The following is a 19,021-nucleotide window of genomic DNA, read 5'->3' as shown; positions in this document are numbered from 1 at the left end:
ATCTCCGGGGAAGCGATGGATACGATCTATGCCCTGGCAACGGCGCCCGGCCGATCCGGGGTCGCCGTGGTTCGCGTTTCGGGACCGCTGGCGCGGGAGGCCTGTCGGCAGCTTGCTGGAGACGTTCCGGAACCGCGCCGCGCATCGCTGAGGCGTCTGCACGACGACGGCGTGGTTCTCGACCAGGCCCTGGTATTGGTCTTCCCGCGAGGCGAGAGCTTCACCGGCGAAGATGTTGTGGAATTTCAGACACATGGAAGTCCGGCCGTCGTGTCACGATTGCTGACGGCATTGTCGAGGCGAGACGGGCTACGCGCGGCCGAGGCGGGAGAGTTCACGCGGCGGGCGCTGGAAAATGGCCGGATGTCGCTCTCGGAAGTGGAGGGACTCGCGGATCTTCTCGAGGCGGAGACGGAAGCACAACGAGTTCAGGCATTTCGGACGTTCGATGGCGAGCTCGGGCGTCAGGTCTCGATCTGGCGGGCGGACATGGTGCGTGCGGCGGCGTTGGTCGAGGCCGGGATTGATTTTGCAGACGAGGAGATCCCGCAGGATGTTCGATCCGAGGTTGAGGATATCCTGTCTCGCCTGGTGGCGGAATTCCGCGATGAGATTCGCGGCGTGGGTGCGGCGGAGCGCGTGCGCAGCGGATTCGAGGTCGCTATTGTTGGTCCGCCCAATGCCGGGAAGTCGACCTTGCTCAATCGCCTTGCGGGTCGTGAAGCGGCGATCACGTCGGAGATCGCCGGAACGACGCGCGACATTGTCGAGGTCCGGATGGATGTGGACGGCCTGCCGGTTACGTTTCTGGATACGGCCGGGTTGAGGGAGACGACAGACGTCGTCGAAGCGATTGGTGTCGGGCGGGCGCTTGAACGGGCGAATGCGGCGGATCTCCGGATCTCTCTCGGAGATGTCGCAGACGGGCTTCGGATGCGTCCGGATGACCTTGTTCTGGTTCCGAAGGCCGACCTTCCGGGATCCTCGGAGGGGCTGCGGATTTCCGGGCTGACAGGGGAGGGAGTGAGCGACCTTCTGACCCATGTGAGTTCGGTGTTCGGGCGCCGGGTCGGGGAAGCGCATCTCGCGACTCGATTGCGGCACGGTGAGATGCTGTCCGCTGCGGCCGGATATCTGGAGGAAGCGCTGAGCCTCCTGTATCGTGGGGAGGACAGGGATGAACTGGTCGCGGAAGCGATTCGATCCGGTGTTCGAAGCATGGACGGTCTTGTCGGGCGTGTCGGTGTGGAAGATGTTTTGGGCGAGATTTTCAGCAGTTTCTGCATCGGGAAATAGAGGTGTTTCACGTGAAACATGACTTCGATGTCATTGTCGTTGGTGGCGGTCACGCCGGATGCGAGGCCGCTGCGGCTGCGGTGCGGGCAGGAGCGCGCACCGCGCTCGTGACGCTGCGCGAAACCGACCTCGGTGTCATGTCCTGTAATCCGGCGATCGGAGGCCTGGGGAAGGGTCATCTGGTCCGAGAGATCGACGCGCTCGACGGGCTGATGGGGCGCATTGCCGATCAGGCTGGGATCCAGTTCCGTCTCCTCAATCGCCGCAAGGGACCTGCCGTGCAGGGTCCGCGGGCCCAGGCGGACCGGAAGCTCTACCGGGCCGCGATGAACCGGGCCATCACCTCTATGCCGGGCCTTTCTCTGGTGCTTGGTGAGGTTGCCGGCCTCCATATTACGAGCCACGGGATCCGTGGCGTCCGGCTCGCCGATGGTTCGGAACTGGCATCACAGGCGGTCGTCCTGACCACCGGAACCTTTCTCAACGGGTTGATCCATATTGGAGATATGCGCTCGCCTGGCGGGCGCATCGGCGACAGGAACTCCGTCGATCTCGCGTCCCAGATCCGGGATATTGGCCTCGGCGTCGGGCGGCTCAAGACGGGCACTCCGCCGAGATTGGATGGACGCACGATCGATTGGGACAGGCTCGAGTCTCAGCCAGGCGATGAGCAGCCTGTAATGTTCTCCTTTCTCTCCCGTGCCCCGGTCGCCCGGCAGATCTCCTGCGGTATCACTCATACGAACACCGCGACCCATGACATCATTCGGGAAAATCTCTCGCGTTCGGCGATGTATGGCGGCCATATCGAAGGGGTCGGGCCACGATACTGTCCGTCCATCGAAGACAAGGTGGTTCGCTTTGCAGAGAAGGAGTCTCACCAGATTTTCCTTGAACCGGAAGGCCTTGATGATCACACGATCTATCCCAACGGGATATCGACCTCGCTTCCCGAAGAGGTACAGGCAGCCTATGTCCACTCGATCCATGGCCTCGAGAATGTGCAAATCCTCCAGGCGGGATACGCGATCGAATACGACTATGTCGATCCGAGAGGTCTCGATTCGAGGCTTGCGGTCAAGGAGTTGTCAGGTCTCTTCCTTGCCGGCCAGATCAACGGAACGACCGGATACGAAGAGGCGGCAGCACAGGGGTTGGTTGCCGGTCTGAACGCGGCCAGGGACGCGACGGAAAAGAGCCCAGTCACATTTGCTCGGAACGAGAGCTATATTGGCGTGATGATCGACGACCTCGTGACACAGGGCGTGAGCGAACCTTACCGGATGTTTACCTCCCGGGCCGAATACCGGTTGTCCTTGCGAGCGGATAACGCCGATCAGCGCCTGACGCCACGTGCCATCGAACTGGGTATTACCTCTGACGAGCGGACGCGCGCCTTCCGGGAGAAACTCGAGGAACTCGACACGGCCCGCACCCTTCTTGCAGGTGCCGAGGTAACATCCCGCGCGCTCAACAAGGCCGGGTTTCAGGTGAACGTCGACGGCCCGAAACGATCGGCACTTGAGGCATTGGCGCTGCCCGAGGCGACGGCCGAACAACTCGAAGCTCTGGTGCCCGAAGTGGCCCTGCTTGACGCATCGATCCTGAAACAGGTGCAGAACGACGCGCTCTATGCAAATTACATCGCACGTCAGGAAAGGGATGTGGAAGCGCTGCGGCGGGATGAGGCCTGGGAAATTCCGGAGGATTTTCAATATTCTCTGTTGTCCGGACTCTCGAACGAGCTTCGTGACAAGCTGGAGAGAGTGCGTCCGCGGACCCTAGCTCAAGCCGGCAGGATCGACGGGATGACGCCCGCAGCCCTGACGCTCATTCTCGCCCATGTCCGGCGCGAGGTCCGGCGGCGTGCCTGACCTCGAACGGTCGTTACGAGAGGCTGTCCGGGGCCATGTTTCACGTGAAACACTCGATCGCCTGAAAGCGCATCTGTCCCTTCTTCGGAAGTGGAACGCCGCAATCAATCTGGTCGCGCCATCCACGCTCGCAGAGGGATGGGATCGGCATATCATTGATTCGGCGCAGGTCTTTTCATGCGCGCCACAACATGAGGGACACTGGATCGATATCGGCAGCGGCGGAGGATTTCCCGGCCTCGTCTGTGCCATCATCGCCAAGGAGCGCGCACCCGGCCTGGAGTTCAGCTTCGTGGAGAGTGACAAGCGAAAGGCGGCGTTCCTGTCGACGGCCGTTCAGGCGCTCGACATCGAGGCGCGCGTTCTGCCGAGCCGGATCGAGACTCTCCCATCGCAGAACGCCGACATTGTGACAGCCCGTGCCCTGGCACCTCTCTCAAAGCTGCTGGGGCTTGCAGCGCCGCATCTTGCGCCCGCCGGAACATGCATCTTTCCAAAAGGCGAAAGACATGCTGAAGAGCTTTCGGAGGCGCGGCCGCACTGGCGCTTCAAGCTGTCGCAAGTCCCGAGTATAACCGGGGCGAACGCAGTCATCCTTGTCCTTGGAGAAATCGAGCGTGTCTGATTCGAACCGGCCGCGCGAGCCGAAAATCATCGCCGTCGCCAACCAGAAGGGCGGGGTGGGTAAGACCACGACGACGATCAATCTTGGCGCGGCGCTCGCTGAGGTCGGCTTCAAGGTCCTTGTTGTCGACATCGATCCGCAGGGGAATGCTTCGACGGGTCTGGGGGTCGACGCGTCCGATCGAGACATGACGACCTACGATCTTCTGCTCGAGGACGCCGCTCTCGATTCCGTCCTGCGGCCCACGAGCGTTCCGAACCTGATGCTCGCACCCTCCACCACGGATCTCAGTTCGGCGGATATCGAGCTTGTGGCCAACGAGCGCCGGATCCACCTGCTGCACGATGCGCTGCGCAATGCGGACATCCAGAAACATGCCTTCGACCACATCCTGATCGACTGTCCGCCATCGCTGAACCTTCTCACCGTCAACGCGATGGTCGCGGCGCATTCGGTTCTGGTCCCGCTTCAGAGCGAATTCTTTGCACTGGAGGGGCTCTCGCAACTCATGCTGACACTTCGCGAAGTCCGCCAGACCGCCAATCCGTCGCTGAGGATCGAAGGCGTCGTCCTGACCATGTTCGATGCCCGAAACAACCTCTCGCTGCAGGTCGAAGAAGATGCCAGGGAGGCGCTTGGTGACCTGGTCTTCGACACGCGGGTGCCACGGAATGTGAGGATCAGCGAGGCGCCCAGTTTTGCGAAGTCCGTTCTTGAGTATGATACACGATCGAAGGGTAGCGCAGCGTATCGCGCACTCGCTCAGGAAATGTTGAACCGAAAAATCGGAGCGCCCGTCTGAAAAGGCCATGATGGAAAAGAAACCAAGAAAAAACCGGGGATTGGGACGAGGTCTCTCGGCTCTTATGGCCGATGTGTCAACCGACTCAGCGGAGGCGGAGACCGCCACAGCGGCCGTCCCGGAACATGTTCTGCCGATCGAGGCGCTCGAACCCAATCCGGACCAGCCGCGGAAGGATTTCTCGCAAGAGGCCCTTCAGGACCTCGCTGCGTCGATTCGCGAGAAGGGCGTGATCCAGCCGCTCATCGTCCGCCGTAGTCCGCGCGACGGAGACCGGTACGAGATCGTCGCGGGCGAACGTCGCTGGCGCGCGGCCCAGATCGCACAACTCCATGAAATCCCTGTTCTTCTTCGGGAGTTCGATGATTCTGAAGTTCTTGAGATCGCCATCATCGAGAACGTCCAGCGGGCCGATCTCAACCCGATCGAGGAAGCACTCGGATACCGCCAGCTGACCGAACGATTCGGGCATACGCAGGAGAGACTGGCCCAGGCGCTCGGAAAGAGTCGCAGTCACATCGCGAACGTGATGCGCCTTTTGCAGCTTCCGGACGAAGTGCAGGGATACCTGCGCAACGGACGGCTCTCGGCGGGACATGCCCGGGCGCTGATCACCGCCGAAGCGCCGGCCGACCTCGCCCGGCAAGTGATCTCGAAGGGCCTCTCCGTCCGCGAAACCGAGGCGCTCGCAACCCGCAGCACCAATCCGAAAGGAAGCGGCCGCAAGAAACTCGGACGTCATAGCGAAAAGGATGCGGACACACGGGCCCTCGAATCGGATCTATCGGCAAATCTCAGGATGAAGGTCAGCATCGAACATCTCGATGTCGACGGATCCGGGAGAATGGTCATCCAGTACCGTTCGCTGGATCAGTTGGACGCGTTGTGTCAGCGCCTCTCGGCAGGTCCGCTGGACGAACTTCCGTAGCGACAGGCAACGGTTCCATCGCGCGCCGGAAAGGAAGCTCGATATCCGTGCAAATGTCCCGCCGGGCCACGCCAACTTGGGCGATGGCCCGCATCGAACAGTCTAAGGCGCTCCCACCAGCAGTTCACGCAGCACGGCGTTCAACACGTTGCGCCCCCCTTTCGTCGCCCGAATCGTGTCACCGGACCAGGCGATCATGCCGGCTTGCTCCATTTCCCGGATCCTGGATTCCATCCCGGCATCGGCGCCCATCTGCATCAACCGGCCAAAGGAAATCCCGGACACCAGCCGAAGGCCCATCATCAGATATTCTTCCGCGCATTCCTGACCGGACAGAGGCTCTGCCTGCCAGAAGACACCCGGTGCGTTTTCCGCCCCGCCAAGCCATGCTTCCGGGCTTGATGGCGAAACGGTGGCGTGACGGCGCCCGTCAAGGGTCAGCCTTCCATGGGCACCGGGCCCAATACCTACGTAGTCTCCACCCGTCCAATACAATATATTGTGTCGACATTCGGATCCCGGATGAGAAAAATTAGAGATCTCATAGAGGTCGAGACCGCGTGCCGCACAGGTCTCCACCGTTAGGTCATACATGTCGGCGGACAGATCCTCGTCTGGAAGGCCCCTTAGCCCGCCAGCGGCAAAGCGTTTCCCGAACGCGGTTCCGGGTTCGATCGTCAGTTGATAGAGGGACAGGTGGTCAATCGCCATTTCCAATGCGCGATTCAGCTCCTCCTGCCACTCCGCAATCGTCTGGTCCTGACGCGCATAGATCAGGTCGAAGGACACCCGATCGAATGCCGCCTTCGCCAGCACGAAGGCCTCACGCGCTTCGCGTGCCGAGTGCATCCGCCCAAGGCGCCGTAGATCGGTGTCGTTCAGCGCCTGAACCCCGAGCGACATCCGGTTCACACCGGCTTCGCGATAGCCTTCGAACCGCTTTGCCTCGACCGACCCCGGATTGGCCTCAAGGGTCACCTCCCAGTTGTTGGACACCGACCAGCATTCCCGGATCTCCTCGAGGATCGCACGCACCGTCTCCGGTGCCATCAGGCTGGGCGTCCCGCCCCCGAAGAAGACCGAATCGAGTTTCCGGTCCGGGACCACCGCCGCAGCCGCCCGGATCTGGCGCCGGAACGCCTCCGTCCAGCGCGCTTGGTCGATGGATTTGGCGACATGAGAGTTGAAATCGCAATAGGGGCATTTGGACTGGCAGAATGGCCAGTGCAGATACAGACCGAAGCCCGCGTTCTGCCAGTCATCAAGCGGCAAAGCACCCCGCAACGAGTTTGGCGAAGGCATCGGCCCTGTGGCTCATCGCGTGCTTCCGGGACGGGTCCATCTCCCCGAAGGTTTCCGTCTCGCCAACCGGCTGGAACATTGGATCGAAGCCGAAGCCATGTTCTCCCCGAATCGGCCAGATCAGGTGGCCCTCGACCTTTCCGTCGAAAATCTCGTCATGCCCATCCGGCCAGGCGAGGCAGAGCAGGCAATGGAACCGCGCCACGCGAGGTTCCGGTGCAGCAATCTTCTCGCACTTTTCCCAGACTTTCCGCATCGCCAGGTTGAAGTCGCGGCCCGTCGGCGTCTCTGCCCAGTCGGCGGTGTAGACACCGGGAGCACCGCCCAGCGCATCCACGCTCAGCCCGCTGTCGTCGGACAGTGCCGGCAATCCAGAGGCCCGCGCCGCTGCATGCGCCTTGATCCTTGCATTGCCAGCGAAAGTATCCTCGGTTTCCTCCGGCTCCTCTAGCCCGAGCGCGCCGGCCGATGTCACCTCAACGCCGAACGGCGCGAGCAGCGAACCGATTTCGCGCAGCTTGCCGGCATTATGCGTGGCGATGACGAGTTTCTTGCCCTCGAATCGGCGCATCTCAGGCCCCTACGGCCGCTTTCTGTGCGGCCACCAATTCGGACGTCCCGGCCACCGCGAGATCCATCAGGGTCTCAAGGTCGTCTCGCCCGAATGTGGCACCTTCCGCCGAGGCCTGGACCTCGACCAGCCGTCCACGTCCGGTCAGGACGAAATTCGCGTCCGTCCCGGCCTCGCTGTCCTCGAGATAGTCGAGATCGACCACCGGCTGGCCGGCATAGATCCCACAGGAGACGGCCGCAACATGATCGGTGAGCGGATCGGAGATCACGTCGCCCGCCTTCATGAGCTTGTTCACCGCCAGGCGCAGCGCCACCCAGCCGCCGGTGATCGAGGCGCAGCGCGTCCCGCCGTCGGCCTGAATCACGTCGCAATCGACAACGATCTGCCGCTCCCCGAGCGCCACCCGGTCGACGCCCGCACGCAAGGCACGCCCGATGAGACGCTGGATCTCCTGCGTCCGTCCTGACTGGCCGCGCTTCGCCTCCCGGTTCATCCGGGTATGCGTCGCCCGCGGCAGCATTCCATATTCCGCGGTCACCCAGCCCAGTCCCGAGTTCTTCAGGAATGGCGGGACGCGCTCATCAATCGACGCCGTGCAGAGCACATGCGTGCCGCCACAGCGGATCAGGCAGGACCCCTCGGCATGCCGGGTCACCCCGGTTTCGATCGAAATCTCGCGCATCTGGTTGGTCTCGCGGCCGGACGGGCGCATCGGCAATCTCCTTTTCGGTTGACCCGTCTTGACCCCCACCCGCTTGTGATGCAAGCCCGATTGACCCTGACCCACCCCGACACCTACATCCTGTAGAGACATCATGGAGATCGGGAAGGATCCGTGAACGACACGAGCCAACTTCTTGAGCAGATGAATGCGCGCTCCCGCGAGGTTTTCCGTCTCGTGGTCGAGGGTTATCTGTCGTCGGGCGACCCGGTCGGGTCCCGCACGCTCACACGGTCGATGTCGGAAAAGGTCTCTGCGGCGACCATCCGGAACGTGATGCAGGATCTCGAACATCTCGGCCTGCTCGCCGCGCCGCATGTCTCCGCCGGCCGGATCCCCACGCAGCAGGGCCTGCGGATGTTCGTCGACGGCCTGTTGGAAGTGCGCGACCTGGATGCGCAGGACCGGGAGCGCATCGATGCGACCCTCGGCAACGGGGACAGCGATATCGGGGACCTGATGGGTCGGGTCGGGGCCGCGCTGTCAGGCGCCACGCAGGTGGCGAGTTTAGTGCTTGCGCCGAAGCATGAGGCGCCGATCCGCCATATCGAATTCGTCCAGCTTGCGCCCGACCGCGCATTGGTGGTTCTGGTATTCTCCGACGGACAGGTCGAGAATCGCGTCTTCACCCCGCCGCCGGGCCAGACCCAGGCCTCCATGAGGGAGGCAGCAAATTTCGTGAACGCGCTCGCCGAAGGCCGCACGGTGAGCGAGCTGCGCGATGTCATTGCCCGCGAGATCGAGGCCCGGAAGCAGCAGATCGACAGTCTCGCGCGAGAATTGGTCGAAAGCGGGCTCGCCACTTGGGCAGACACGGAGGAATCGCCCGAGCGGTTGATCGTCCGCGGGCGTGCCAATCTGCTCGAGGTGGGGACGGAGGCGCAAGACCTCGACCGCATCCGATCGCTCTTCGACGACCTCGAGCGCAAGCGCGACATTGCCGAGTTCCTGGAGCTCACCGACGAGGGCGCGGGCGTGCGCATTTTTATCGGATCGGAGAACAAGCTTTTTTCACTTTCGGGTTCCTCTCTGGTGGTTTCTCCCTATATGAACGCGGATCGAAAGATCGTGGGTGCGGTTGGCGTGATCGGGCCCACGCGACTGAATTATGGACGCATCGTGCCCATCGTGGACTACACCGCGCAGCTCGTGGGCAGGATGATATCGGACCGGAGTTAAGGCGAAGAATGGCCGACGAGAAGCAAGAGGAAAAACGAGACGAGGCGACCGAGGAGATTTCCCTCGAGGGTCTCGCAGAGGAGGCCGAGGACTATATGAGTGACCCGTTGGCCGAGACCGACGAGCTGGAAGCCCTCCGGGCCGAACGCGACGAGTTCCGCGACCGATTCATGCGCGCGCTCGCCGATGCCGAGAACTCCCGGAAGCGTGGCGAGCGCGACCGTCGCGAGGCCGAGCAATACGGTGGCTCGAAGCTCGCCCGAGACATGTTGCCGGTATATGACAATCTGAGCCGTGCCCTCGAGGCGGCGACGGACGAGCAACGCGAACAAGCGGCCGGGCTGATCGAAGGCGTCGAACTGACCATGCGCGAGTTGCTGAACGTCTTCGCAAAGCACGGGATCACGCTCGTGAAGCCGGACGTCGGAGACAAGTTCGACCCACAGATCCACCAGGCAATGTTCGAGGCGCCGCTGCCGAATACCGCTGCGGGCGATATCATTCAGGTCATGGCCGTGGGTTTCCTCCTGCACGACCGGCTGCTGCGCCCGGCGCAGGTCGGCGTCTCCTCGACGCCCGCTTCCTGAGGGAACATCGCGAGGGGAACGCCGCCGGCGCGGCGTGCCTCCGGTGTGGACGTTTCCGAGCAGAGGAAGGCGGAGAGCGCCTACTGGCTCGGACTGGCGATTGACTTGAGCTCATAGAGGCGCTCCAGCGCCTCTCTCGGGGACAAGTCATCCGGCTGAAGTTCCTCGATTTTCTGCCTGAGCGGATCAGGTTTCGTAGACGCCGCTCGAGCGGGCGCCGTCGATGCGGCCGAGAAGAGCGGCAGGTCGTCGACCAACGCGAGCTGGCGCTTTCCACCTTCGCGGTCACCCTTCTCGAGAAGCTCGAGAATGACCCGTGCCCGCTCGACCACGGATTGCGGCAGGCCGGCGAGCCGCGCGACCTGCACGCCGTAAGAACGATCCGCCGCCCCGTCGCGGACTTCGTGCAGGAAGATCACCTCGCCGTCCCACTCCTTGACAGCCACGGTCGCGTTCTCCACCCCGTCAAGCTTGGCCGCGAGTGTTGTGAGTTCGTGGTAATGCGTCGCAAAGAGCGCGCGACAGCGATTCTCGCCGTGCAGGTGTTCCAGCGTTGCCCAGGCGATGGAAAGCCCGTCATAGGTCGCCGTGCCGCGGCCGATCTCGTCCAGAATCACCAGCGAGCGGTCGTCTGCCTGGTTCAGGATCGTCGCCGTTTCGACCATCTCGACCATGAAGGTTGAGCGCCCCCGGGCAAGGTCGTCCGAGGCGCCAACGCGGCTGAACAGCGCTGAAACCAGGCCGATCCGGGCGGATTCGGCAGGCACGTAGCTTCCGATCTGAGCCAGAAGCGCGATCAGCGCATTCTGCCGGAGATAGGTCGACTTGCCTGCCATGTTCGGACCGGTCAGCAGGCGGATATGTGCGGAGGCATCCTCGGCGGTCAGGCTGCAATCATTGGCGACGAAGGTCCTGCCGTCGCGCTTGAGCGCCAGCTCGACGACTGGATGACGCCCTCCGGCGACATCGAAATCCCGGCTTTCGTCGACGGCCGGCCGGCACCAGTTCTCCGACCGCGCGAGATCCGCGAGTCCGGCAGCAACGTCGAGCTCCGCGAGCGTTGCCGCGGCCGTGCCGATGTCGCCCGCGGCCTCCAGGATGCGGGCGCGCAGGTTTTCGAAGAGCCGTTTCTCGATTTCCTGCGCATGGTTGCCCGCATTCAGGATCCGGGTTTCCAGCTCGGAGAGCTCGACCGTGGCGAAGCGCACGGCATTGGCCGTAGTCTGCCGGTGGATGAAGGTCTCGGAGAGTGGCGGCGACAACATTTTGTCCGCATGTGTCGCCGTCGTCTCGATGAAATACCCTAAGACATTGTTATGTTTTATTTTTAGAGAGGCTATTCCGGTCTGGCCGGCGTAGCGCGTCTGCAGCGAAGCGATCACGCCGCGACCTTCGTCGCGGAGCGTGCGGGCGTCGTCCAGGTCGGCGTCGAAACCGGAGGCAATGAACCCGCCGTCTCGGACCATGAGCGGCGGCTCGGCGACGAGCGCACGATCGAGAAGCTCCACGATCTCCGCGTGGTCCTGCAACCCGGCGACCATCGGCAGGAGCCACTGCGCATTCGGCAGTGCATGGATTTGCCCTGCGATCTCGCCCGCCTGGCGGAGCCCGGCGCGAATCGCCGCGAGGTCCCGCGGGCCGCCGCGTTCGAGCGAGAGCCGGGAGAGCGCGCGGTCCATGTCCGGAACCTTGCGCAGGGCGGCGCGGAGCGTTTCGCAGGCGTCGATATCCTCGACGAAAAGTCCGACGAGATCGAGCCGTTCGTGGATCTGTTCCACCCGGCAGGACGGACTGGCGATCCGCCGCGCGAGCAGCCGCGCGCCGGGGGCGGTCACACAGCGATCAACGGCCGAAAGCAGCGAGCCGTCGCGGCCGCCCGACAGACTGGAGGTGAGCTCCAGGTTGCGGCGCGTTGCCGCGTCGATCTGCATGACCTCGGTGCCGAGATCCCGCTGCGGCGGGCGCAGCAGCGGTAGTTTGCCCTTCTGGGTCAGTTCCAGGTAGGCGACGATCGCGCCGAGTGCGCCGAGTTCCGCCCGGCCGAACGCACCGAACGCGGCCAGATCGGCGACGCCGAAAACCTCGCGCAGCCGCTGCGCGGCGCCGGCGCTGTCGAAGGTGTTGCGAGAAAGCGGGGTCAGCGCGGCGCCGGATTCAGAAATGAGGTCGGATAAAAGAGACTCGGTGTTTTCCGCGACCAGCACCTCCCGCGGCGCGCGGCGCGCCAGTTCGGGGCCGAGCCGGACCAGCGGGCAGGGACTGACGCGCAGCTCGCCCGTCGAGATGTCCACCGTAGCCAGCGCGGCTTCCTCGCGTACCTGCGCGATGGCGCAGAGAAAATTGTTGCGCCGCGCCTCGAGCAGGCTGTCCTCGGTCAGCGTTCCGGGCGTCACCAGCCGCACGACTTCGCGCTTTACCACCGATTTCGAACCACGCTTCCGCGCCTCGGCGGGGTCCTCCATCTGCTCGCAGACCGCGACTCGAAACCCCTTCCGGATCAATGTCAGCAGGTACCCCTCGGCGGCATGAACCGGCACACCGCACATTGGAATGTCTTCGCCCGCATGCTTGCCCCGCTTTGTCAGCGCGATATCGAGCGCCGCCGCCGCCGCCGCCGCGTCGTCGAAGAACATCTCGTAGAAGTCGCCCATGCGGTAGAAGAGCAGCGCTTCCGGGTGATCCGCCTTGATCTCCAGGTATTGCGCCATCATTGGCGTGACGGTCACTTGGCTCCCCGCTCGTTTCTGCCTCGCGGGGAGCCTACGCGAGGCGCGCGCCGCTTTGAAGATGTGCTGCCCGCGTCAATCGGCGGTTTCGCTTTTCTCCGAAAGGAGAGATATTCGAGATCTCGAATAAAAGACCGGGGAAAAGAGGCGGCCATGCCAAAGACCAAGATTACCTCCGACGAAGCGCTGCACTATCATCAGGAACCGAGCCCCGGCAAGTTCGAGGTCGTGGCCACGAAACCGATGACCACGCAGCGCGACCTCAGCCTCGCCTATTCGCCCGGCGTCGCCGTGCCTGTCGAGGCCATCGCGGCGAACCCGGAGAGCGCCTATGACTACACGACCAAGGGCAACATGGTCGCGGTGATCTCCAACGGCACCGCAATCCTCGGTCTCGGTAATCTCGGGGCATTGGCCTCGAAGCCGGTGATGGAAGGAAAAGCTGTTCTTTTCAAGCGTTTCGCCGATATCAACTCGATCGATATCGAGCTCGACACGGAGGATCCGGAGGCCTTCGTCAACGCGGTTAAGCTGATGGGGCCGGCTTTCGGGGGCATCAATCTCGAGGATATCAAGGCGCCCGAATGTTTCATCATCGAGCAGCAGCTCAAGGAGGTGATGGACATCCCGGTTTTCCACGACGACCAGCACGGAACGGCCGTGATCTGTGCCGCGGGCCTGATCAACGCGCTGACGCTGACCGGTAAGAAGATCGAAGACTGCAAGATCGTTCTGAACGGTGCGGGCGCGGCCGGCATTGCCTGTCTCGAGCTGATCAAGACGATGGGCGCCCCGCATGACAACTGCATCGTCTGCGACACCAAGGGCGTGATCTACCAGGGCCGCAAGAAGGGAATGAACCAGTGGAAATCGGCTCATGCCGCCAAGACCGACGATCGCACGCTGGAAGACGCGATGCGCGGCGCCGATGTCTTCCTCGGCGTTTCTGCTAAGGGCGCGCTGACGCAGGAGATGGTCGCGTCGATGAACGACAACCCGATCATCTTCGCCATGGCCAATCCGGATCCGGAGATCACCCCGGAGGAGGCCAGCGAGGTTCGCGGCGATGCGATCGTAGCTACTGGCCGGTCCGATTATCCCAACCAGGTCAACAACGTGCTGGGCTTCCCCTATCTCTTCCGCGGAGCGCTCGACATCCATGCCCGGGCGATCAACGACGAGATGAAACTCGCCTGCGCACGGGCGCTGGCGGCACTGGCCCGCGAGGATGTGCCGGACGAAGTTGCCATGGCCTATGGCCGGAAACTGAGCTTCGGGCGCGACTACATCATCCCGACGCCATTCGATCCGCGGCTGATCTACACAATCCCGCCCGCGGTCGCGCAGGCCGGCATGGATACCGGAGTCGCCCGCCGTCCGATCGTCGACATGAACGCCTACCGGGAAAGGCTGCTCGCGCGGATGGACCCGACCGCGACGATTCTTTCCTCGATCTCGGCCCGCGCCAAGGCGGCGCAGGCGCGGATGATCTTTGCCGAGGGCGACGATCCGCGCGTGTTGCGCGCCGCGGTCGCCTATCAGCGGCAGGGGTTCGGAAAGGCATTGGTTGTCGGGCGCGAAAGCGAGGTGAAGCGGACGCTGGAAGAAGCAGGCATGGGCGAAGCCTGGCGGGAGCTCACGGTCGTCAATGCCGGCAACACACGCCATCTCGAGGCCTACACGGCGTTTCTCTACAAGAAGCTTCAGCGCAAGGGGTTCGATTCTTCAGACATCTACCGCATGGCGGCACGCGACAGGCATGTCTTTTCGGCGCTGATGCTGGCGCACGGTCATGGCGACGGGCTGGTCACCGGCGTGACGCGCAAGGCTGCGCATGTGTTGCACCAGATGAACCGCGTGTTCCCCGCTTCGGCCGAGGATGGCGCGGTGGGCGTCACCGCGGTGCTGCACAATGGCCGGATCGTGCTCGTCGCCGATACTCTGGTCCACGAATGGCCGGACGAGGAGGATCTCGGCGATATCGCGATCGTTGCCGCCCGGGTGGCGCGCGGGCTCGGACTGGAGCCGCGCGTGGCCTTTGCCAGCTTCTCGACCTTCGGCTACCCGCTCTCGGAGCGGGCGCACAAGATGCATATTGCGCCGAGCGTGCTCGACAGGCGCGGCGTGGATTTCGAGTATGATGGCGAGATGACCATCGACGTGGCGCTCAACCGCGAGCAGATGGCGCTCTACCCGTTCTGCCGGCTTTCCGGACCGGCAAACATCCTCGTCATGCCGGCGCGCCATTCGGCCTCGATCTCGGTGAAACTGCTGCAGGAAATGGCGGGTGCGACGATCATCGGGCCAATCCTCGCCGGTGTCGGAGCACAAATCCAGATCTGTCCGATGGGCTCCACGGTCAACGACATCCTGCACATGGCCGCCATCGCCGCCTGCAAGATCGGGTGATCCCATGGCGATCTACTCCCTCGGTGCCATCAACGCGGACAGCTTCTACAGAGTGGATCGCTGTCCGCTGAACGGCGAGACAGTAGTCGCCCATGACTGTTCCCTCGGGCTAGGCGGCAAGGGCGTCATCCAGTCCGTCGCGGCGGCGCGTGCGGGATCGCAGGTGCATCATATCGGATCGGTCGGTGATGACGGGGTCTGGGCGGTGGAGCAGCTGAAATCGATGGGCGTGGACGTGACGCATGTCGCCATCGAGCTCGGCAAGCCCTCCGGCCACGCACTTATCTTTGTCGAGCCGGATGGCGAGAACAGGATCGTGATCTATCCCGGTACCAACCGGATGATCGAAGAGGCGGACGTCAAGACGGCCCTCGCGCGTGCGCAGGCCGGCGACATGCTGCTGCTTCAGAACGAGACCAACGCGCAGCTATATGCAGCAAGACGGGCGCGTTCGCGGGGAATGCGCGTCGCCTATTCGGCCGCGCCGCTCGAGAATGCAGCGGTGAACGACCTGCTTCCCTTTGTCGACCTGCTATTGCTCAGCGCCACGAAGGCCGAGTCGCTCTCCGGTGCCCTGGGTGTTCCGCTCTCGGAGCTCCCGGTCGCGGAACTCATCGTGACCGAAGGTGCGAAGGGGGCAACCTGGCACGACCTCAACAGCGGCGAGACCCTGAAGGTTTCGGCGCCAACGGTCGATCCCGTGGATACAACCGGGGCGGGAGATACGTTCGCGGGATATTTCTGTGCCGGCCGTGACCAGGGCGCGCCGGTCGTCGAATGTCTGGAGCTGGCAGTAACAGCTGCGGCTCTGAAGGTCACCCGGGCGGGGACATCCGAGGCGATCCCGACGCTCGACGAAGTTCGGATATTTCGGAGCGAAGCGGTGACAGCCGGCTAACCCGGTCACCCAAGGGGCTGCTGCGCCACTGTGTCCATGCGGTACAAGCGAAGAAAGGCGGGCCTTGCGACCCGCCTTTCCCCAATGTCTTCAACGCAAGATCTTAGTGGCTGCCAGCCGCAGCAGCGGCGATCACAGCGAAGATCAGAAGCGGAATCCACACGCCGCTCGAGGACCCGGTCTCTTCTTCGATGATGACGGGCTCGATGACCGGCTCGGAATAACCGCCGGCGAAAGTGGCGGTCGCCGCGAGCGAAAGGACAGCAGCGAGAGCGAACTTTTTCATGTTAACCTCCAGTTAATGCGCGGACGTGGTTAGTGAGGACGCCCGCGCCCCAAGTAGTCGTACCTCGTGCTCAATTCCTTGCAGAGGAATCCCCTTTTGGCAATTGGTCACGCGAGGCCGTTGCGCACCATCGGTGGGATGTCGTCAAATTAGCAACACCTGCGCACCGGGCGACACGAGCGCAAAAAGTTCTGCAATATGCTCGTTGTAGAGGCCGATGCAGCCGTTGGAAGACGGTCGCCCGATCTTGCGCGTGTCATGCGTTCCGTGGATTCGGTAGTATTTCCAGCTGAGGTAGAGCGCGTGCGTACCGAGCGGATTGTCGGGTCCCGGGGGTACGTAATCGGGCCATTCCGGGTTGCGTATCTTCATCGACGGGGTGGGTGACCAGGACGGGCCCTCGACCTTCTGGACCACGGAAGTCCGGCCGCGCCGGGTCAGCTCTTCTGAGACCGGAACGGAGGTCGGGTAGAGCTTGTAGATCGTCTGATCGGCGGACCAGAAGTGCAGCGCGCGGGACGTCGTGTCCACCAGAATGGCGCCTCCCGCCGTCGACGAGAAGTAGGGTTGCCAGTTCAAGGCGCGGAAACTCGAGATGTTGCGGCGAACTTCGGGATCGTTCTCCGGGATGGGCTCGAAGACCGAACTCTGCGCAAAGGCAGGCGTCGCCAACCCGCCGAGAAGGGCCGCACCGGCGCCGAGCACGCTCCGTCGGTCTGGCCGGGTCCATTTCGAATCGTTCATGTTGTCCTCGTCGATGAATGCCGCGCTTGCTTGACGGCGAATTCTATTGCGTCGGACCCGTGATCGCAAATCAAACGCTGCTGAGGCGATCTCGAAGTGTTTGAAACGCCCGGGGGTTCCGGCTAGAGGGATGTGACAGTTTGGGATTGGCCGACGACATGAAACCCATTATCGCCCTTTTCGCCGCGTTGGCGATGCTCCTCGCCGCCTGTGGAGGCCCGACCGGCGGTTCGGGATCCTACCGAATCTCCGCCGGGGACACGACCCGAATCCAGTATCGCACGCTCGATTCGATCAACAGCGCCCGGATCGCTGCCGGCCTCCCGACACTTCAACTCAACGCAGAGTTGAACTCTGCCGCCTTGACGCATTCGCGCGACATGTCGGCCCAGAACCGCCCCTGGCACTTCGGCTCCGACGGTTCTTCGCCGCTCGACCGTGTGGCGCGAGCGGGCTTCATGGGCCGGATGCTCGGCGAGAATATCTCCGAGACCTACGAGAGCGAGGTGGAGACGCTCGCCGCCTGGATGAGCCAGGCCGACACGCGCAACGTGATCATGGACCCGGACGCGCGCCAACTCGGCTTCTCCTGGTATCAGGAGCGCAACGGCAAGATCTGGTGGACCCTGATTACCGGCACCTGAGTGCCGGTGTTCACGCGCGGGCGTGGATGTCGATCGGGGTGCCGACGCCGACCATGGCGTAGATCTCCTCCATCTGCTTGTCCTTCACGGCGATACAGCCCGCGGTCCAGTCCTTGCCGCGTGGGTCCTGCTTGCGCCGATCGCCATGGATGAAGATGTCGCCGCCGGGGTCCCGGCCGAGGGACTGCGCATAGGCGACGTCCTCGGCATTCGGGTAGGAGATCCCGAGCGAGAGGTGGAACAGGCTGTTGGGATTGCGCCGGTCGACGTAATAGGCGCCCTCCGGCGTCTTGCCGTCGCCGCGAAAGCGCTTGGGTCCCTCGGCATTGTTGCCAAGGTTGACCTTGTATTCCGCCAGCAACTCGCGGTTGTGGAACAGGTAGAGCCGGCGCCGGTCCTTGACGATCTGCAACCGGGTCACTTCCGGGCCGTCATAACGCCGGAACTTGCTCGAGGAACAGGCCGTTAGGCCCAGTGCCGCGGCGCCGGATAGAAAAAGCCTTCTTTGGATCAACATGCTTGAACTGCCCCATCTGCACGTTTTCCGCTTCCATACATCAAATCTCGGCCGAAATGAAGCTTACGAATTCGGTCGCCGGCGATCACGAAGCCTTGAACCGCTCCGCCTTTTCCTCGTTCTCCTTCGATGCCGCTCCCTCGCCCTGCACCCGAAGCAACCCTTCGATGACCTCGAGCCGGGCAAGCACGTCGTCGCGATAGGCGCCGGTCTGGGCGACGTCCTCCTCGTGATGGGCGTCCTGCATCGAATTGACGATGAGACCGACGAGCAGGTTCACCACCGCGAAGGTTGTGAGCAGGATGAAGGGCACAAAGAAGGCCCAGGCGCCGGGATACTCGGCCATGACCGGGCGGACGATCCCCATCGACCAGGATTCCAGCGTCATGATCTGGAACAGCGAGTAGAGCGAGCGGCCGAGCGAGCCGAACCACTCAGGGAAACTTGCGCCGTAGAGCTTGGTCGCCATGACCGCACCGATATAGAAGACGAGCCCCATAAGCAGGAAGACCGACCCCATACCGGGCAATGCCGAGATGAAACCCTCGACCACGCGCCTAAGCCGCGGCATCACGGAAATCACGCGCAGCACCCGGAGAACCCGGAGCGCCCGGAGCACGCTGAAGGCATGCGCTGCGGGCACCAGGGCAATGCCGACGATGACGAAGTCAAAGATGTTCCAGGGGTCGCGGAAGAAGCGCAGACGATAGGCCACGATCTTTGCCGCGATCTCGATGGTGAAGATGGTCAGGCAGAGATAGTCGAGCCCGATGATGAGCCCGCCCGCCCGCGCCATGATTCCCGGATAGGTTTCGAGCCCGAGCAGGACCGAATTGAACAGGATCACGCCGATTACGAAATTCCGCGTGGCCGGTCTTTCCAGCCACGTCATCAGTTGGCCGCGCATGA

The 19,021-nt window shown here is 63.1% G+C and carries 18 protein-coding genes; 10 read left to right on the top strand and 8 right to left on the bottom strand.

Annotation, left to right across the window (positions count from 1 at the left end):
• Positions 1–15: 15 nt before the first annotated feature.
• The 5 genes from mnmE to EU800_RS06335 are packed head-to-tail and all read left to right on the top strand — an operon-like array spanning position 16 to position 5,525.
• Positions 16–1,296 carry a tRNA uridine-5-carboxymethylaminomethyl(34) synthesis GTPase MnmE gene (gene mnmE, locus EU800_RS06355; protein WP_129629728.1) on the top strand — a complete coding sequence of 427 codons (1,281 nt, stop codon included), beginning with the start codon at positions 16–18 and terminating at the stop codon, positions 1,294–1,296.
• Between the two features lie 11 nt (positions 1,297–1,307).
• Positions 1,308–3,170, top strand: a complete 1,863-nt coding sequence (mnmG, locus tag EU800_RS06350) for a tRNA uridine-5-carboxymethylaminomethyl(34) synthesis enzyme MnmG (protein WP_129629726.1) — start codon at positions 1,308–1,310, stop codon at positions 3,168–3,170.
• Positions 3,163–3,795, top strand: coding sequence for a 16S rRNA (guanine(527)-N(7))-methyltransferase RsmG (rsmG, locus tag EU800_RS06345; protein WP_242500419.1), 633 nt, complete (start codon positions 3,163–3,165; stop codon positions 3,793–3,795). The genes mnmG and rsmG overlap by 8 nt, the downstream gene beginning before the upstream one ends.
• Positions 3,788–4,597: a ParA family protein gene (locus EU800_RS06340; RefSeq protein ID WP_129629722.1), complete on the top strand. Its 810-nt coding sequence runs from the start codon at positions 3,788–3,790 to the stop codon at positions 4,595–4,597. The genes rsmG and EU800_RS06340 overlap by 8 nt, the downstream gene beginning before the upstream one ends.
• Positions 4,598–4,607: 10 nt before the next feature.
• Positions 4,608–5,525: a ParB/RepB/Spo0J family partition protein gene (locus EU800_RS06335; protein WP_129629720.1), complete on the top strand. Its 918-nt coding sequence runs from the start codon at positions 4,608–4,610 to the stop codon at positions 5,523–5,525.
• 102 nt (positions 5,526–5,627) lie between these two features.
• On the opposite strand, the gene hemW is transcribed toward EU800_RS06335, so the two are convergent.
• From hemW to rph, 3 genes are read right to left on the bottom strand one after another with little or no spacing between them, the layout of a single operon-like run.
• On the bottom strand, positions 5,628–6,827 hold the full coding sequence (hemW, locus tag EU800_RS06330) for a radical SAM family heme chaperone HemW (RefSeq protein WP_129629718.1): 1,200 nt from the start codon (positions 6,825–6,827) through the stop codon (positions 5,628–5,630).
• Positions 6,787–7,398 carry an RdgB/HAM1 family non-canonical purine NTP pyrophosphatase gene (gene rdgB / locus EU800_RS06325; RefSeq protein ID WP_129629716.1) on the bottom strand — a complete coding sequence of 204 codons (612 nt, stop codon included), beginning with the start codon at positions 7,396–7,398 and terminating at the stop codon, positions 6,787–6,789. The genes hemW and rdgB overlap by 41 nt, the downstream gene beginning before the upstream one ends.
• 1 nt (position 7,399) lies before the next feature.
• Positions 7,400–8,113 (bottom strand): ribonuclease PH, encoded by a 714-nt coding sequence (rph, locus tag EU800_RS06320; RefSeq protein ID WP_129629714.1) that lies wholly within the window; start codon positions 8,111–8,113, stop codon positions 7,400–7,402.
• A 153-nt stretch (positions 8,114–8,266) separates the two neighbouring features.
• Here rph and hrcA point away from each other — a divergent pair, with 153 nt between their 5' ends.
• On the top strand, positions 8,267–9,301 hold the full coding sequence (hrcA, locus tag EU800_RS06315; RefSeq protein WP_371685588.1) for a heat-inducible transcriptional repressor HrcA: 1,035 nt from the start codon (positions 8,267–8,269) through the stop codon (positions 9,299–9,301).
• Positions 9,302–9,309: 8 nt separating this feature from the next.
• Positions 9,310–9,888 (top strand): nucleotide exchange factor GrpE, encoded by a 579-nt coding sequence (locus EU800_RS06310; RefSeq protein WP_129629710.1) that lies wholly within the window; start codon positions 9,310–9,312, stop codon positions 9,886–9,888.
• An 80-nt stretch (positions 9,889–9,968) separates the two neighbouring features.
• Here EU800_RS06310 and mutS read toward each other — a convergent pair whose 3' ends face one another.
• Positions 9,969–12,599 carry a DNA mismatch repair protein MutS gene (gene mutS / locus EU800_RS06305; protein ID WP_129630005.1) on the bottom strand — a complete coding sequence of 877 codons (2,631 nt, stop codon included), beginning with the start codon at positions 12,597–12,599 and terminating at the stop codon, positions 9,969–9,971.
• A gap of 168 nt (positions 12,600–12,767) precedes the next feature.
• Here mutS and EU800_RS06300 point away from each other — a divergent pair, with 168 nt between their 5' ends.
• Together EU800_RS06300 and EU800_RS06295 are read left to right on the top strand one after the other, a co-directional pair.
• Positions 12,768–15,023, top strand: coding sequence for an NADP-dependent malic enzyme (locus tag EU800_RS06300; RefSeq protein ID WP_129629708.1), 2,256 nt, complete (start codon positions 12,768–12,770; stop codon positions 15,021–15,023).
• Between the two features lie 4 nt (positions 15,024–15,027).
• Entirely contained in the window at positions 15,028–15,921 is an 894-nt protein-coding gene (locus EU800_RS06295; protein ID WP_129629706.1) for a ribokinase, read from the top strand.
• 103 nt (positions 15,922–16,024) lie between these two features.
• On the opposite strand, the gene EU800_RS06290 is transcribed toward EU800_RS06295, so the two are convergent.
• Complete coding sequence (locus EU800_RS06290) at positions 16,025–16,207, bottom strand: hypothetical protein (protein WP_129629704.1); 183 nt, start codon at positions 16,205–16,207, stop codon at positions 16,025–16,027.
• Between the two features lie 144 nt (positions 16,208–16,351).
• The gene (locus EU800_RS06285) at positions 16,352–16,951 is read right to left on the bottom strand and encodes a L,D-transpeptidase (protein WP_129629702.1); all 600 of its coding nucleotides are present in this window, start codon (positions 16,949–16,951) and stop codon (positions 16,352–16,354) included.
• Positions 16,952–17,109: 158 nt separating this feature from the next.
• On the opposite strand from EU800_RS06285, the gene EU800_RS06280 reads away from it, so the two are divergent.
• Entirely contained in the window at positions 17,110–17,595 is a 486-nt protein-coding gene (locus tag EU800_RS06280; RefSeq protein ID WP_129629700.1) for a CAP domain-containing protein, read from the top strand.
• 10 nt (positions 17,596–17,605) lie between these two features.
• On the opposite strand, the gene EU800_RS06275 is transcribed toward EU800_RS06280, so the two are convergent.
• Positions 17,606–18,112, bottom strand: coding sequence for a murein L,D-transpeptidase family protein (locus EU800_RS06275; RefSeq protein WP_207209864.1), 507 nt, complete (start codon positions 18,110–18,112; stop codon positions 17,606–17,608).
• Between the two features lie 85 nt (positions 18,113–18,197).
• On the bottom strand, positions 18,198–19,019 hold the full coding sequence (locus tag EU800_RS06270; RefSeq protein WP_129629698.1) for an ion transporter: 822 nt from the start codon (positions 19,017–19,019) through the stop codon (positions 18,198–18,200).
• Between the last annotated feature and the right edge of the window lie 2 nt (positions 19,020–19,021).

It is taken from the genome of Tropicimonas sp. IMCC6043, assembly GCF_004146235.1.
Taxonomy (GTDB): domain Bacteria; phylum Pseudomonadota; class Alphaproteobacteria; order Rhodobacterales; family Rhodobacteraceae; genus Tropicimonas.
The sequence above is the reverse complement of the archived record's forward strand: the minus strand, read 5'-3'. Positions and strand labels throughout refer to the sequence as shown.

Coding starts and splice junctions, on each gene's coding strand:
- hemW (WP_129629718.1), bottom strand. CDS start 6,827: ATGCCTTCGCCAAACTCGTTGCGGGGTGCTTTGCCGCTTGATGACTGG.
- EU800_RS06295 (WP_129629706.1), top strand. CDS start 15,028: ATGGCGATCTACTCCCTCGGTGCCATCAACGCGGACAGCTTCTACAGA.
- hrcA (WP_371685588.1), top strand. CDS start 8,267: ATGAATGCGCGCTCCCGCGAGGTTTTCCGTCTCGTGGTCGAGGGTTAT.
- EU800_RS06300 (WP_129629708.1), top strand. CDS start 12,768: ATGCCAAAGACCAAGATTACCTCCGACGAAGCGCTGCACTATCATCAG.
- mnmE (WP_129629728.1), top strand. CDS start 16: ATGGATACGATCTATGCCCTGGCAACGGCGCCCGGCCGATCCGGGGTC.
- EU800_RS06310 (WP_129629710.1), top strand. CDS start 9,310: ATGGCCGACGAGAAGCAAGAGGAAAAACGAGACGAGGCGACCGAGGAG.
- EU800_RS06275 (WP_207209864.1), bottom strand. CDS start 18,112: ATGTTGATCCAAAGAAGGCTTTTTCTATCCGGCGCCGCGGCACTGGGC.
- EU800_RS06335 (WP_129629720.1), top strand. CDS start 4,608: ATGGAAAAGAAACCAAGAAAAAACCGGGGATTGGGACGAGGTCTCTCG.
- rdgB (WP_129629716.1), bottom strand. CDS start 7,398: ATGCGCCGATTCGAGGGCAAGAAACTCGTCATCGCCACGCATAATGCC.
- rph (WP_129629714.1), bottom strand. CDS start 8,113: ATGCGCCCGTCCGGCCGCGAGACCAACCAGATGCGCGAGATTTCGATC.
- EU800_RS06290 (WP_129629704.1), bottom strand. CDS start 16,207: ATGAAAAAGTTCGCTCTCGCTGCTGTCCTTTCGCTCGCGGCGACCGCC.
- EU800_RS06285 (WP_129629702.1), bottom strand. CDS start 16,951: ATGAACGATTCGAAATGGACCCGGCCAGACCGACGGAGCGTGCTCGGC.
- EU800_RS06270 (WP_129629698.1), bottom strand. CDS start 19,019: ATGCGCGGCCAACTGATGACGTGGCTGGAAAGACCGGCCACGCGGAAT.
- EU800_RS06280 (WP_129629700.1), top strand. CDS start 17,110: ATGAAACCCATTATCGCCCTTTTCGCCGCGTTGGCGATGCTCCTCGCC.
- mutS (WP_129630005.1), bottom strand. CDS start 12,599: ATGATGGCGCAATACCTGGAGATCAAGGCGGATCACCCGGAAGCGCTG.